Annotated in this window: 11 protein-coding genes and 1 other annotated feature; of the genes, 10 read left to right on the top strand and 1 reads right to left on the bottom strand. The window is 47.6% G+C overall.

Features of this window, described 5'->3' with window-relative positions; genetic code table 11:
- Nucleotides 1-61: 61 nt before the first annotated feature.
- From ACN6NF_RS16070 to ACN6NF_RS16060, 3 genes are all read left to right on the top strand, one after another.
- Nucleotides 62-571: a DivIVA domain-containing protein gene (locus ACN6NF_RS16070; protein WP_474318572.1), complete on the top strand. Its 510-nt coding sequence runs from the start codon at nt 62-64 to the stop codon at nt 569-571.
- Nucleotides 572-740: 169 nt separating this feature from the next.
- Nucleotides 741-1,020 (top strand) — a binding site (T-box leader).
- 77 nt (nt 1,021-1,097) lie between these two features.
- Nucleotides 1,098-4,187, top strand: a complete 3,090-nt coding sequence (gene ileS / locus ACN6NF_RS16065) for an isoleucine--tRNA ligase (protein WP_474318571.1) — start codon at nt 1,098-1,100, stop codon at nt 4,185-4,187.
- 140 nt (nt 4,188-4,327) lie between these two features.
- Nucleotides 4,328-4,720 carry a DUF5665 domain-containing protein gene (locus ACN6NF_RS16060; RefSeq protein ID WP_026065489.1) on the top strand — a complete coding sequence of 131 codons (393 nt, stop codon included), beginning with the start codon at nt 4,328-4,330 and terminating at the stop codon, nt 4,718-4,720.
- A 12-nt stretch (nt 4,721-4,732) separates the two neighbouring features.
- Here the strand turns inward: ACN6NF_RS16060 and ACN6NF_RS16055 are convergent, their stop codons facing one another.
- Nucleotides 4,733-5,473, bottom strand: a complete 741-nt coding sequence (locus ACN6NF_RS16055) for a TraR/DksA C4-type zinc finger protein (RefSeq protein ID WP_474318570.1) — start codon at nt 5,471-5,473, stop codon at nt 4,733-4,735.
- A 234-nt stretch (nt 5,474-5,707) separates the two neighbouring features.
- Between ACN6NF_RS16055 and lspA the strand changes: the two genes are divergently transcribed.
- The 7 genes from lspA to carB all read left to right on the top strand — a co-directional run bounded on the left by lspA (nt 5,708) and on the right by carB (nt 14,957).
- A complete protein-coding gene (lspA, locus tag ACN6NF_RS16050) occupies nt 5,708-6,199 on the top strand; it encodes a signal peptidase II (protein ID WP_013372070.1) in 492 nt (163 codons plus the stop codon).
- Nucleotide 6,200: 1 nt separating this feature from the next.
- A complete protein-coding gene (locus ACN6NF_RS16045) occupies nt 6,201-7,172 on the top strand; it encodes an RluA family pseudouridine synthase (RefSeq protein WP_016821530.1) in 972 nt (323 codons plus the stop codon).
- A 509-nt stretch (nt 7,173-7,681) separates the two neighbouring features.
- Complete coding sequence (gene pyrR, locus ACN6NF_RS16040) at nt 7,682-8,242, top strand: bifunctional pyr operon transcriptional regulator/uracil phosphoribosyltransferase PyrR (RefSeq protein ID WP_474318569.1); 561 nt, start codon at nt 7,682-7,684, stop codon at nt 8,240-8,242.
- Nucleotides 8,243-8,244: 2 nt separating this feature from the next.
- Nucleotides 8,245-9,159: an aspartate carbamoyltransferase catalytic subunit gene (locus ACN6NF_RS16035; RefSeq protein ID WP_474318568.1), complete on the top strand. Its 915-nt coding sequence runs from the start codon at nt 8,245-8,247 to the stop codon at nt 9,157-9,159.
- A gap of 60 nt (nt 9,160-9,219) precedes the next feature.
- The gene (locus ACN6NF_RS16030; protein ID WP_474318567.1) at nt 9,220-10,557 is read left to right on the top strand and encodes a dihydroorotase; all 1,338 of its coding nucleotides are present in this window, start codon (nt 9,220-9,222) and stop codon (nt 10,555-10,557) included.
- Between the two features lie 46 nt (nt 10,558-10,603).
- A complete protein-coding gene (gene carA, locus ACN6NF_RS16025) occupies nt 10,604-11,740 on the top strand; it encodes a glutamine-hydrolyzing carbamoyl-phosphate synthase small subunit (protein WP_016821526.1) in 1,137 nt (378 codons plus the stop codon).
- Between the two features lies 1 nt (nt 11,741).
- Nucleotides 11,742-14,957 (top strand): carbamoyl-phosphate synthase large subunit, encoded by a 3,216-nt coding sequence (gene carB / locus ACN6NF_RS16020; protein ID WP_474318565.1) that lies wholly within the window; start codon nt 11,742-11,744, stop codon nt 14,955-14,957.
- The last annotated feature ends 14 nt before the right edge of the window (nt 14,958-14,971 follow it).

Here is a 14,971-nt window from a genome sequence, read left to right as displayed (position 1 = left end):
GATAATGAGCGTCGTGACGCGGAAAATGAATTTTTTGTCAATCTTATAGGAGGTGGACGGCATGCCATTAACGCCATTGGATATACATAATAAGGAATTTGCCCGCCGGCTTCGCGGTTATGATGAGGATCAGGTTAATGAATTTTTGGATCAGGTGATCAAGGATTACGAGGCCGTTATTCGTGAAAATAAAGAACTGAGCACCCAGTTGTTGAACGTACAGGAGAAGCTCGATCATTTTGCGACGATTGAGGATACACTGAGTAAGACAATTATTGTCGCGCAGGAAGCAGCTGATGAAGTCCGCAACAACGCCAAGAAAGAATCTCAACTGATCGTGAAGGAAGCGGAAAAAAATGCGGATCGTATTGTGAACGAAGCATTGTCCAAATCCCGCAAAATTGCGTTGGAGGTTGAAGAACTGAAGAAACAGGCTTCAATTTACCGAGCACGGTTTCGTACATTGGTGGAAGCACAGCTCGACTTGTTGAGCCAAGATGGCTGGGAAGCACTTGAAAACCGGGAACGTGAAGTGCTGGAGCGCGAGCGTGAAATGAAAGAAATTTACTAATTCTGATTTCTGACAAGCTTTTATTAGTTCTTGTTAGGGTTGACTTTTATCTTTAAACAGGCTATAACTGTAAATACTATACTGAATTCAATGATTATCCGTCTATCGGTTGATGGTTGCTATTCAAAGCAACGATGTTGCTGATTTAAAATTCGATGAATTTAACATGTTTAATTCGTTGATGGGAACGAGTACGTCATGATTTGTCCCTCAGAGAGTTGGCCTTCCGGTGCAAGCCAACGTTCAGAACATGACTGAAGATCCTCCCGGAGAAGTGAGCTGAAGCGCTTAAATTTATGGCGTGTGTAAGCAATCACCGTTTGCCATGCGTTATAATGGCGCCCTGCTGAAGTGGAGTAGGGCTCAGAGAGTCGTGACAAGATCGTCTTTTTTAGATTGGTCTGTTAACGGAATCAGGGTGGTAACGCGAGCACAGTCTCGTCCCTTATATAGGGATGGGGCTTTTTTTGTTGTTTTTTAAGTGCGCTAGAACAATCAATGATGAGCAGAAAGGAAGTATGACGTTATGAACAGAGTGGATGTTAAAGAAAAAGCACGGTCACGTGACCTACGTATCCTGAGCAAATGGAAACAGGAGGACACATTCCGTAAATCCATTACCAATCGTGAAGGAAAGCCTAATTTTGTGTTTTATGAAGGCCCACCAACAGCAAACGGCAAACCACACATCGGTCATGTGCTGGGCCGTGTAATTAAGGATTTTGTCGGCCGCTATCAGACTATGAAGGGATATCGTGTCGTACGGAAGGCGGGTTGGGATACGCATGGCCTCCCGGTGGAACTAGGTGTGCAAAAGCAACTGGGGATCTCCCACAAACCTGAAATTGAAGAATATGGCGTTGAGAAGTTTATTAAAAAATGTAAAGCGAGCGTGTTTGAGTACGAGCAGCAATGGCGCGATTTAACCGAAGCGATCGGATACTGGACAGACCTCGATCACCCTTACATTACCTTGGACAATAACTATATCGAGAGCGTATGGAACATTTTGGCGACGATTCATGAGAAAGACCTGCTGTATCGTGGTCATCGTGTGAGTCCGTATTGCCCGGATTGTCAGACGACGCTAAGTTCTCATGAAGTAGCACAGGGCTACAAAGATGTAAAGGATCTGAGTGCCACGGCCAAATTCAAGCTGCATAGCAGTGGTGAATATGTACTGGCCTGGACGACAACACCTTGGACCTTGCCGAGTCACGTGGCGCTCGCCGTTAACCCTGAACTGGAATACGCACGTGTCAAGCAGGAAGACGGTGTATATATCGTTGCTAAAAATCTGGTTGAGACCGTAATTAAAGGTGATTATGAAGTGATTGGCAAGTTATCAGGTTCTGAACTGGTAGGTCAAACCTATACCCCGCCATTTACTTATTTTCAGGTGGAGAAGGGTAACCAAATTCTGGGTGCGAAGTTCGTAACAGACTCCAGTGGTACAGGTATCGTTCATATGGCTCCGGCACATGGTGAGGATGACTATCGCGTATGCCGTGAAAATGGCGTTGGGTTTATCAACGTGGTGGATCTCCAAGGTAACTATGTAAAGGAAATCACTGACTTTGCAGGTCGTTTTGTGAAAGATTGCGATGTAGATATTGTTAGAATGCTGTCCGAAAAAGGTTTGCTGTACGGCAAGGAAAAATATGAGCATAGCTATCCGTTCTGCTGGCGCTGCGATACTCCATTATTGTACTACGCTATGGACAGCTGGTTTATCAAAACAACTGCAATCAAGGACCAACTGATTGCTAACAACAGCGAGGTTGAATGGTATCCGGGTCATGTACGCGAAGGACGCTTTGGCAAGTTTTTGGAGGAACTGGTGGACTGGAACATCAGTCGCGATCGCTATTGGGGTACTCCGCTCAATATCTGGGTTTGTGAGGAAACTGGAGAACAGTTCGCACCTCATAGTATTGCTGAATTGAGAGAACGTGCGATTGGGGACGTACCAGCAGATATCGATCTGCATAAACCATATGTAGATGATATCAAGGTTCGTAGCCAATGTGGTAAATACGAAATGACTCGCACACCAGAAGTCATCGACGTATGGTTCGATAGCGGTTCTATGCCGTTTGCACAGCATCATTACCCATTTGAGAATAAAGAAACGTTCGAGCAGCAATTTCCGGCAGACATGATCTGTGAAGGGATTGACCAGACTCGGGGCTGGTTCTATAGCTTGCTTGCGGTTTCGACGATGCTGACTGGCAAAGCTCCATACAAAGCTGTCATGGCAACAGGCCATGTACTGGATGAACAGGGGCAGAAAATGTCCAAATCGAAGGGGAATGTGATCGATCCGTGGGAAGTAATTGACGAGTACGGCACAGATGCTTTCCGCTGGGCATTGCTCTCCGATAGCGCACCATGGAATAGCAAACGTTTTTCCAAAGGCATTGTAGGCGAGGCTAAATCGAAGCTGGTAGATACGCTTGTGAATACACACGCATTTCTGACCTTGTATGCGGATATTGACGGATTTGATCCGGCACAGTACCCGTTCAAGCCATCGGCACACAAGTTGGATCGCTGGATTTTGTCCCGTCTGAACAGCCTGATTTTGGTCGTGGACAAAGCATTGTCTGCGAATGACTTCCTGAACTCCTCCAAAGCGATTGAGTCGTTTGTGGATGAGCTGAGTAACTGGTATATCCGTCGTTCACGCGATCGATTCTGGGGCAACGGGCTTACAGAAGATAAGCTGGATGCGTACCGAACACTGACGGAGGTGCTGTTAACGACGGCGAAGCTGCTTGCACCGTTTACACCGCTGCTTGCTGAGGATATTTACCTCAACCTGAGCAATGGGGAAAGTGTTCATCTGGATGACTATCCGTCTGCCAATGAATCCTTAATTGATCTCGAACTGGAGCGAGACATGGAAACGGCACGTCGTGTCGTTGAATTAGCACGTAATGTCCGTAACGAAACGGGTTTGAAAACGCGTCAACCGTTGTCTGAGTTGATTCTGTCTATGGATCAGGATTTTGACCTGAGCGGCTATGAAGAAATCATCAAAGATGAGATCAATGTGAAGCATATTCATGTTGAGACGGACGATAGCGGATTTGTAGATTTTACATTGAAGCTGAATTTGAAAGTGGCAGGCAAGAAATACGGCAAAAATGTCGGATTCCTACAAAATCTTTTCAAGGGAATGTCTGCTGAAGAAACTCGTTCTGTTGTAGAAAAAGGGGTACTGAACGTGGCTTCTCCAGAAGGAGAAGAGTTGCAAGTTACAGCTGAGGAATTGCTGGTGGAGAAAAAAGCGAAAGAAGGCTTCGCTTCTGCTTCTGGCTATGGCTTAACGGTAGCGTTGAACACAGACATTACACCGGAGCTTGAGCAAGAGGGCTGGGTACGTGAAGTGGTTCGTGCGGTACAAGACTACCGCAAAAAGCTGGATCTGCCGATTGAAAAGTATGTAGCATTGACGTTGGATGTAGACAACGATTTGCGTCAGGCGATCGAAAGCTTCGACTCTGTGTTGCGTGAGAACGTATTGGTAACCACGGTGACATTTGGTCAAGCCGAACCAGCGGAACATGTAGAAGTGAATGGCAAAACGATCGGCGTTCATATTGGGGAATAATTACAAGCCCCCTGTCCCATAATACAATAACAGGCAGCATATAAAAACGAGCCTAAGCATCGGAAACGGGTTTCCTCCGTTACGTGCTTCGGCTCGTTTGCTGCTTTCGGGGCAGCCATGGGAAAAGGGGGATTGTGCATATGACAGCACGGTCAAGGCGCAGACTGGGCAGGAGTCTCCGAGGGATGAACGGAGAAGGGGCCGCCATAGCCTCAGATAAGGGAATAGCAGGTGACCAGGCAGAGAAACTAAGTCGTGTGGAAAAGCTGGTGCAAGCTGTATCAGAGCAGATGGAACGAACACGTATTGCAGATTACGCTTTGCTGCTGAATAAGCCTTGGCGATTACTTTGGCTAAACCTAATATCAGGTGTTTCCCGTGGAATCGGCATTGCGCTAGGGTTTACTTTTTTTGCCGCTACCATAATTTATGTGCTGCAAGTGCTCGGAGCGCTGAATTTGCCGATTATCGGTGATTATATCGCTGATATTGTACGGATCGTACAGCGACAATTAGAGCTTACTACCTACTAGGGCGTTTCACTTTTAAGATTCCGATTCGTCCTCGTGCAAATCTGGCTCCAGCAGACCTTCACCCTCGCCATCTTCTATATAACGCTGATAAATAGAACTGCGGACAATGGATACATTTCTGCCATAAATGTCAGTAGCGACAAAGCTTTCATATGGCTCTACGAAGCCCATATTATCATCGCCAGCTTCAATTTCCATATCATCATAGCGGTGGATTTCACCACTTTCCGCCATGGCCGGGGTGTTAGAGGTTCCCCAATTTTCAACGATCTGCCAAGCATCTTCACCGTCAAAGCCGTTTTGTTCTTCACGCTCATCCAGGCTTGTTCTACCGAACGCGGGAGCGAGAAATTCTTCCTCCACCGGACGGTTGTTGGATACTTCTGTCTCAGGACTGTATTCTTTGCAATAAATGGTATAGGGAACAGCCAACAGGCGTTCATAGGGGATGGGTTTGCCGCTGGCGGCGCAAATGCCATAGGTTCCCTTATCCATAGCCATCAAGGCTGATTTGATACGTTCCAATTGAAACTCGTCATGCTCCAGTAAGGAAATATCTTTGGCTCGCTCATAGGTTTCGGTAGCTAGATCGCCTGGATGGTTATCGATGGGAGAAAGCTCACCGGTTTGGTCGCGTTGAGAATCGCCGAGTCCATAATGGTCGTTGTTTTGCAAACGATGCTCAATTTCCTTTTTGCGTTCCAGCAGTTCGTTACGCAAGCCCTGCAATTGTTGCTCCGTCAATGGGGACATGGAATCCTCTCCTTGTTCTAGATTTACATGCATGCAATGTGTCAGGTATGCTCCTTGTAGTGTGCACCGGGAAGACCTCTTTTACATAGGAAATTCTAATCAAATGTGATTGAGTTCATTCCATTTAAGGACTATGCTCGATAGCTTGCAGGACTCGTGGACGATCTGAGAAGGCTTATGCTACAATAAATGGGTTCGACAACGGATATAAGCGGATCGGAGTGACGAAGGACTGTGATTTATTTTGGTATTGCGCTAATTATTTTTTTGATTGATCAGGGTGTCAAATATTTGGTGGCTACGCGGATGGAATTGTACGAGCAAATACCAGTCATCGGCAATTTCTTTTTAATCACCTCTCATCGTAATCGCGGAGCCGCTTTTGGGATTTTGGAAGGGCAACGCTGGCTTTTTATCGTGATTACAATTGTAGTTGTGATCGGTATCGTATGGTACCTGAGAAAAACGGTCAGAGCTGGGCAAAAACTACTTCCTGTTGCGCTAAGTTTGGTGCTTGGGGGAGCGGTTGGTAATTTTTTGGATCGAGCTATTTCTGGAGAAGTAGTTGATTTTGCACAGTTCAATTTTGGAAGCTACACATTCCCGATTTTTAATGTGGCAGACTCGGCAATTGTCATCGGTGTTGCACTGATTATTTTGGATACATTGCTGGAATCGCGTCGGGAAAAAGGGAATGGCAATGATAGCGTTGAAGGGAAGTCATAGCATGAACGAAGTGAATGAAAACGGCGAAGCCATAGGTCTGTCTTATGAGGACGAACTGGAGGGTGAATCTCTGGAATGGACAGCGGATTCAGAGGATGTCAAAACACGTATAGATAAATACATCGCCGAAGAAATGAAGGAAGTGTCTCGTTCCCAGATCCAGCTGTGGATCGGGAATGGTCGGGTACTGGTGAACGGTGCGGCGGTCAAAGCGAACTACAAGCTGGCTGAAGGAGATCATATCGTACTATCGGTACCTGAACCAGAAAGTGTAGATATTATGCCGGAAAATATTCCGCTAGATGTCGTATACGAGGATTCGGACGTTATTGTCATTAACAAGCAACGTGGTCTAGTTGTGCATCCTGCACCAGGACACTCCTCGGGAACACTGGTCAACGCACTGATGTACCACTGCCATGACCTTTCCGGCATTAACGGGGAATTACGTCCCGGTATTGTTCACCGTATTGATAAGGATACATCAGGACTGCTGATGGCAGCTAAAAATGATCAGGCCCACGCATCACTTGCAGCACAGCTGAAGGATCATAGCGTGACTCGGAAATATATAGCATTGGTCCACGGTCATTTGAGTCACGATCAGGGAACCGTAGATGCTCCGATTGGTCGTGATTCAGGTGACCGTAAATTGTTCACGGTTACGGAACGCAACAGCAAGCATGCAGTTACCCATTTTCTCGTCATTGAACGGTTAGGTGATTATACCCTGCTTGAACTTCAATTGGAGACAGGACGGACACACCAAATTCGTGTTCACATGAAATTTATTGGACATCCATTGGTTGGCGACCCTATGTATGGACGCAGTAAAGGGGTTCGTATGGATGGCCAAGCGCTGCATGCAGCGGTTCTGGGATTTAAGCATCCAACTACTGGAGAGTACTTAGAATTTAGCAGACCGATCCCTCCTGATATGGAGGACGTATTAACGTCCTTGCGTAGTCGCTAAAATAATGATGATTTGCTCTGCTTTCCTATTCAAAAACTTGAATAAATTATTAAGTATAACCGCCTAAATGGCGGTTTTTTTATTGTCTGAATAGGAATGGGTAAAAACAACTATGGATAATTATACAATTATGATGTATAATTATTAAAGTGCTTCCGGTGGTTCCGGTTGAACGGGTGTTGACACGAGATTTTCAATCTGTCATACTTCTTGTAGTTGCGATGGACTTTGTCCGAGAGATGGTTAACCATCTCACACTATGAGAAACAGGACAAAGGAAATCCTGAATAGCACCTTTAAATCAGTCCCGTGAGGCTGGCAAGGTAACGTGAATGGATCACTGATCAGTGCATCCGCTGCGGCGGTATGTCTTCAGTGTGTCCGACAGATCGGAGAACAGTGGAAGACTGTTCATACGAGACTCCTTGCCAAACTTGGGCAAGGAGTCTTTTTTGTATCCGAACACGGGACCAGGTCTGAAGGGAACATCACCTGAGGAGGCTGGAAGCATGAGTAGTGAAACACATGTACTGATGGATGAAATTGCGATTCGTCGGGCATTAACGCGGATTGCACATGAAATTTTGGAGAAAAACAAGGGTATTGACGATTGCGTACTCGTAGGTATTCGAACACGCGGAGTTCATCTGGCGCAGCGCTTGGCTGAAAAAATTGCTGAAATTGAAGGCGCACCAATTCCATGGGGAGAGCTAGATGTCACAGCCTACCGGGATGACCGGAGCAGCGTTGCCGAGGCTAAAGGAAATGGAAAAGAGCTTTTGATGAATCCCGCTGACGTATCGGTTCATGATAAGAAAGTCATTCTCTTTGACGATGTGCTGTACACAGGCCGCACTATTCGCGCGGCGATGGATGCATTGATGGACTGCGGACGACCGCAAATGATCCAGCTGGCTGTGCTAGCAGATCGCGGACACCGTGAGCTTCCGATTCGTCCGGATTACATCGGCAAGAACATCCCGACCTCCAAATCTGAGGAAATCGTAGTTGCACTTCAGGAGACGGACGGTAAGGACGAAGTGACGATCATTCAGAACCGGGGGGAATAGGTATGATCACAACAGCCAGTCAACTTAGAGAACGTAGCCTGCTCGGATTAAAAGAACTTAGCCGAAATGAAATTGAGTCGATTCTGGATCGTGCTCAGTATTGGGAATCACAATCACAAAAGTTGATTCCAGTCCTACAGTCACGCTTCGCGGCCAACATGTTTTTTGAAAATAGTACACGCACACGCTTTTCTTTTGAAATGGCGGAAAAGCGGCTCGGCGCTCAGGTTTTGAACTTTTCCGCTGCGGCTTCCAGTGTGGAAAAAGGGGAGTCCATTTACGATACTGTGCGTACGCTTGAATCCATGGGCATTGATGCTGGAGTCATCCGCTTAAAGCCAGCCGGAGTGCTGCAAGAACTTGCTGAGAAGGTCAGTGTTCCGCTGGTTAATGCGGGAGACGGCAACAATGAGCATCCAACGCAGGCTTTGCTGGACCTCTACACCATGCGCAAAACTTTCGGTGAGCTTAAAGGCTTGAGAGTATCCATCATAGGAGACATTTTGCACAGCCGTGTAGCTCGCTCGAATCTGTGGGCCTTGCAAAAATTCGGAGCCAAGATTAGCTTCTGTGCACCGGACAATATGCAGGCACCTGATCTTGCAACGTACGCGCCTTATGTACCGATGCAAGAAGCTTTGCAGGCAGACGTAGTCATGATGCTGCGGGTCCAGCTGGAACGGCATGCCGAAGGAATGTTGCGCTCAGCGGATGAGTACCGAGAGCAGTACGGTTTGACAGAAGAAAGAGCAGCAAGCCTTAAGTCCGGAACAATTATCATGCACCCGGCTCCAGTGAATCGAAACGTGGAGATCGACAGTGCAGTTGTGGAAAGCGAGCAATCGCGAATTTTTCCGCAAATGGCCAACGGGGTTCCGATCCGCATGGCGGTTATGGAACGGGCAATGAAGCTGTAGAAGCTGTCAGCAGGATCGTAGGAAAAAGTTGCAAAAAACCTGAGCGGAGGAATATTTCAGATGAAACAATTAATTATGAATGCAAGCGTATTGAACGAGCAGGGCGAGGCTGAATTGAAATCCATCCTTATTGCCGATGGGAAAATTTTAGCTATCGCCAATGCGGATGCCGGAGTTAGCCTACTTGTGGAAGAAGGGGCATCTGGGCAAGAGCTCGATGTCGAAAAAATCGACGCCCAGGGAAAGCTGGTCATCCCCGGTCTAATCGACATGCATGTGCATCTGAGAGAACCTGGCTTTGAATATAAAGAAACCATTGAAACAGGTAGCCGCGCTGCGGTGAAAGGTGGATTTACCACGATTGCCTGCATGCCGAACACACGTCCGGTTACGGACAATGTAGACACGGTTCAGCTGGTGCTGAAAAAGGGGCAAGAGGCTGGGCTGGCCAAGGTACTTCCTTACGCAGCCATCACGAAAAACGAACTGGGACGAGAACTGACGGATTTTGAAGCGCTCAAAGCAGCAGGTGCAATCGGCTTTACTGATGACGGAGTCGGAGTGCAGAGTGCGCAAATGATGAAAGATGCCATGTCACGAGCCAAAGCGCTGGATATGCCAGTCATTGCACATTGTGAAGATAACACACTTGTTGTAGGAGCAGCGGTGACGGACGGTGAATTTGCCAAGCGTCACGGACTCAAAGGTATCCCCAATGAATCCGAGGCGATTCATGTTGGGCGTGACATCCTGCTATCCGAGGCAACCGGGGCACATTATCATGTATGCCATGTCAGCACAGAGCAATCGGTGCGGTTGATTCGCCATGCAAAATCTTTTGGCATCAAAGTCACTGCTGAGGTATGCCCGCATCACTTGGTACTGTCCGATGAGGACATTCCTGGGCTGGATGCCAACTGGAAAATGAATCCTCCACTACGTTCCCCGCGTGATGTACAGGCATGCATCGAGGGGCTGGAGGACGGAACGATTGATATCATCGTAACTGACCATGCAGCACACAGTGAGGAAGAGAAGGCAAAAGGGTTGGAGCTGGCGCCATTTGGAATCGTCGGATTTGAAACGGCCTTTCCACTGCTGTACACCAAATTCGTAGCTACCGGGAAATGGACGCTGGACTTTCTGGTGCGCCGTATGACGACTGACCCAGCGCGTGTCTTCCGCCTTGATACAGGACGTCTGGAAGAGGGAGCACCCGCTGATCTGACCATGATTGATCTGGAGCAGGAACAGGCAGTTGATCCACAAACGTTTGCCAGCAAAGGACGCAACACTCCTTTTACAGGCTGGAAACTCAAAGGCTGGCCGGTAAAAACTTGGGTAGACGGCAAACTGGTATGGTCGCTGACGAAGCAAAATAATACACAACTACTTTAAAAAATAGAACCTTATAGCAGGAAACAAAATAGAGGAGTGAGACGGGATGCAGGCAAGATTGTTACTTCAGGACGGCACGCTGTTTACAGGCACATCATTTGGTGCGGAAGGTGAAAAAACAGGCGAGGTCGTTTTCAACACAGGGATTACAGGCTATCAAGAGGTGCTGACGGATCCCTCTTATTGCGGACAAATCGTAACCATGACTTACCCGCTGATTGGTAATTATGGAATTACTCGTGATGATTTTGAATCGGTACGGCCTTATGTTCATGGCTTTGCTGTTCGACATTACGAGCCGGCGCCAAGTAACTGGCGTGCTCAATACAGCGTGGGCGATTTGCTGAAGGAATATGGCATCATTGGCATTAGCGACATCGACACCCGCATGCTCACCCGGATTATTCGCCATCACGGCACAATGAAGGGCATTTTGACGACTGGTTCCCAGCCGGTGGAAGAACTAAAAGAAATGATGTCCGACATGACCATAGAAGAACTGCGCAATCAGGTTCCTTTGACTTCTACACCTCATCCGTACAGCAGCCCTGGCAACGGAGAACGGATCGTATTGATTGACTATGGTGCCAAGAGCGGCATCCTGCGCGAACTGAATAAACGGGACTGCGATGTGGTTGTCGTTCCGCATGATACGACGGCCGAAGAAATTCGTCGCTTAGATCCAGACGGTATACAGCTGTCCAACGGTCCTGGAGATCCGAAAGACGTACCACATGCTGTCCGTACGGTGGCTGAACTGCTAGGAGAATACCCTATTTTCGGGATTTGCTTGGGACACCAGTTGTTTGCCTTAGCTTCGGGAGCGGATACGGAAAAGCTGAAATTTGGACATCGCGGTGGTAACCATCCGGTAAAAGAACTGGAGAGCGGCCGTTGCTTCATTACATCACAAAATCACGGGTACACAGTGAATGAGGATTCGATCCAAGGAACTGAGCTTGAAGTGACGCATATTAATAACAACGATAAAACGATCGAGGGTCTTAAACATACTAAATATCCTGCGTTTTCGGTGCAATATCACCCAGAGGCTGCACCTGGCCCTTACGATAATGGCTACCTGTTTGACCGCTTTCTGGATATGATTCGTGAACACAAAAGAAATCAACCAAAGCAACCGCGTCAGGCTGCTATCGCCGCCGCAGTGAGAGGAGAGCGCTAATATGCCGAAAAATACAGAACTTAAAAAAATACTCGTGATCGGTTCCGGCCCTATCGTTATTGGTCAGGCAGCAGAATTCGATTACGCTGGTACACAAGCTTGTCAAGCGCTCAAAGAAGAAGGCGTCGAGGTAGTACTGATTAACAGTAACCCGGCAACCATCATGACAGACACCAATATGGCAGACAAAGTATATATCGAGCCGATTACACTGGATTTTGTAACACAGATTATCCGTCAGGAGCGTCCAGATGGTCTACTTCCTACACTGGGAGGACAGACAGGTCTGAATATGGCAGTGGAACTGGCTCGCGCAGGGGTGTTGGAGCGCGAAAACGTTAAGCTGCTGGGAACTCAACTGAATTCAATTGAAAAAGCCGAAGACCGGGACTTGTTCCGCGACCTGATGCGTGAGTTGGAACAGCCCGTGCCGGAGAGTGTAATTGTAACGACATTGGAAGAATCGCTGGAATTTGCTAACGAAATCGGTTATCCCATTATCGTTCGCCCGGCTTATACGCTGGGAGGTACAGGCGGTGGGATCTGCGCCACAGAAGAAGAATTGCGTGAAACAGTAAGCTCTGGCTTGCGTTACAGTCCAATCGGACAATGCTTAGTGGAAAAAAGTATCGCAGGTATGAAGGAAGTCGAATATGAAGTCATGCGTGACGGTAATGACAACTGTATCGTGGTCTGCAATATGGAAAACTTCGATCCGGTCGGCGTGCACACTGGTGACAGTATCGTCGTAGCGCCGAGCCAGACGCTGTCAGATCGTGAGTATCAGATGCTGCGCTCCGCTTCTCTCAAAATTATCCGCGCCCTCAATATCGAAGGCGGCTGTAATGTACAGTTTGCACTGGATCCGCACAGCTATCAATACTACGTGATTGAGGTCAACCCACGGGTGAGTCGTTCCTCGGCACTGGCTTCCAAGGCGACCGGATATCCGATTGCCAAAATGGCGGCCAAAATTGCACTAGGCTACACACTGGATGAAATTGTGAATCCGGTAACGGGACAAACGTATGCTTGCTTTGAGCCGACATTGGATTACATCGTGAGTAAAATACCACGCTGGCCATTTGACAAGTTCATTTCTGCCAACCGCAAACTTGGCACACAAATGAAAGCAACCGGTGAAGTCATGGCCATCGGACGTACATTTGAAGAGTCAATCCATAAAGCGGTTCGTTCTCTGGAAATTGGTGTACATCGCCTGCATCTAAAGGGTGCCGATCAACTATCTGATGAGGTGCTTAAGGATCGTCTGAGTAAAGCAGATGACGAACGCTTGTTCTTGGTAGCCGAGGCATTCCGTCGCGGCTGGAAGCAACAAGATATTCAGGATATAACTAAAATTGATTGGTGGTTCCTCGACAAGGTAGAGGGAATTGTCAAATTTGAATCCACTATCGCAGAAGAGTCTGAGTTGACTTATGAAACACTCTATCAGGCCAAACGAAAAGGATTTACTGACCGCTCCATTGCTGAGATTCGCAGTATGGGTCAACGCAAGAGTATGACAACCGAACCCGAGGTTCGTGAATTCCGTCTAAATCAAAACCTGCGTCCTGTCTACAAAATGGTAGATACGTGTGCGGCCGAGTTTGAAGCCACAACTCCGTACTACTACTCCTCTTATGAGGTGGAAAACGAAGTGATTCCATCTAACAAAGAGAAAGTCATCGTACTCGGCTCAGGACCGATTCGGATCGGTCAAGGGATTGAATTTGACTACTCCACCGTACATGCGGTATGGGCTATTCAAAAAGCAGGTTACGAAGCGGTAATTATTAATAACAATCCAGAGACCGTCTCTACAGACTTCAACACGTCTGACCGTCTCTACTTTGAGCCACTTTTCTTCGAGGATGTAATGAATGTCATCGAACAGGAAAAACCGATTGGTGTCATCGTCCAGTTCGGCGGCCAAACGGCAATTAACCTCGCAGCTCCACTTAGTGCGGCAGGCGTAAATATTTTGGGTACGAGTCTGGAAAGTATCGATGAAGCAGAAGACCGGAAAAAGTTCGAACAGCTGCTGTCTCGCCTTGCTATCGCCCAGCCTAAAGGCAATACGGTCACGTCGGTAGATGAAGCGGTAGGAACTGCCCAATCATTGGGGTACCCAGTTCTGGTACGTCCATCCTACGTCCTGGGCGGACGCGCTATGGAAATTGTGTACTCGGATACGGAATTGCTGCGGTATATGGAAGAAGCGGTTAAAATCAATCCGGAACATCCTGTGCTCATCGACCGTTATATGCTGGGCAAAGAAGTTGAGGTTGACGCCATCTGTGACGGCGAAACGGTCCTGGTACCAGGGATTATGGAACATGTGGAACGGGCAGGGGTTCACTCAGGTGACTCGATCGCAGTATATCCGCCACAACACTTGTCTGACGAGCTGAAGCAAAAAGTCGTGGACATTACGATCAGCATCGCCAAGGAATTGAAAACGATTGGTCTGGTAAACATTCAGTTTGTCATTCATCAAGATGAGGTGTATGTCATCGAGGTTAACCCTCGTTCCTCACGGACGGTTCCTTTCCTGAGTAAAGTAACGAATATTCCGATGGCGAACCTGGCGACACAGGCCATTTTGGGCGGTAAGCTCAAAGATGCAGGCTATACAGAAGGGCTATGGCCTGAAAGTAATTATGTCTCGGTTAAGGTTCCTGTATTCTCCTTTGCCAAGCTGCGTCGTGTAGAACCGACACTGGGGCCTGAAATGAAATCTACAGGTGAAGTTATGGGACGCGATATCCAGTATGCGAAAGCATTGTACAAAGGACTCGTAGGCGCAGGTATGAAAATTCCATCTACTGGGGCGATCATCATCACGGTAGCGGATAAGGATAAAGAAGAAGCTGTCGAGCTGATGCAGGGCTTTTATAGATTAGGCTACAAAATTATTGCTACAGGTGGAACGGCAGCAGCCTTGGAACAGGCTAACATTCCAGTGAACACTGTTAACAAGCTAAGTGAGGGCAATCCGAATATTCTAGATATGATCCGCACAGGTGAAGCCAACTTCGTCTTCAACACGCTGACCAAAGGCAAAACGCCAGAGCGTGACGGATTCCGCATCCGCCGCGAAGCAGTTGAAAACGGCATTGTCTGCATGACCTCGCTGGATACAGTGCGTGCCCTGTTAAAAATGCTGGAGACGATTAACTTCACATCCGAATCGATGCCAGTTCTGAGCAACTAATGAGTTATGAAGAT

Source organism: Paenibacillus sp. TSM33 (assembly GCF_056099025.1).
Note: the sequence above shows the minus strand (reverse complement) of the source record. Positions and strands in the feature narration are given on the sequence as shown.

Coding starts and splice junctions, on each gene's coding strand:
- ACN6NF_RS16035 (WP_474318568.1), top strand. CDS start 8,245: ATGATCACAACAGCCAGTCAACTTAGAGAACGTAGCCTGCTCGGATTA.
- ACN6NF_RS16060 (WP_026065489.1), top strand. CDS start 4,328: ATGACAGCACGGTCAAGGCGCAGACTGGGCAGGAGTCTCCGAGGGATG.
- carA (WP_016821526.1), top strand. CDS start 10,604: ATGCAGGCAAGATTGTTACTTCAGGACGGCACGCTGTTTACAGGCACA.
- pyrR (WP_474318569.1), top strand. CDS start 7,682: ATGAGTAGTGAAACACATGTACTGATGGATGAAATTGCGATTCGTCGG.
- ileS (WP_474318571.1), top strand. CDS start 1,098: ATGAACAGAGTGGATGTTAAAGAAAAAGCACGGTCACGTGACCTACGT.
- carB (WP_474318565.1), top strand. CDS start 11,742: ATGCCGAAAAATACAGAACTTAAAAAAATACTCGTGATCGGTTCCGGC.
- ACN6NF_RS16070 (WP_474318572.1), top strand. CDS start 62: ATGCCATTAACGCCATTGGATATACATAATAAGGAATTTGCCCGCCGG.
- ACN6NF_RS16055 (WP_474318570.1), bottom strand. CDS start 5,473: ATGTCCCCATTGACGGAGCAACAATTGCAGGGCTTGCGTAACGAACTG.
- ACN6NF_RS16045 (WP_016821530.1), top strand. CDS start 6,201: ATGAACGAAGTGAATGAAAACGGCGAAGCCATAGGTCTGTCTTATGAG.
- ACN6NF_RS16030 (WP_474318567.1), top strand. CDS start 9,220: ATGAAACAATTAATTATGAATGCAAGCGTATTGAACGAGCAGGGCGAG.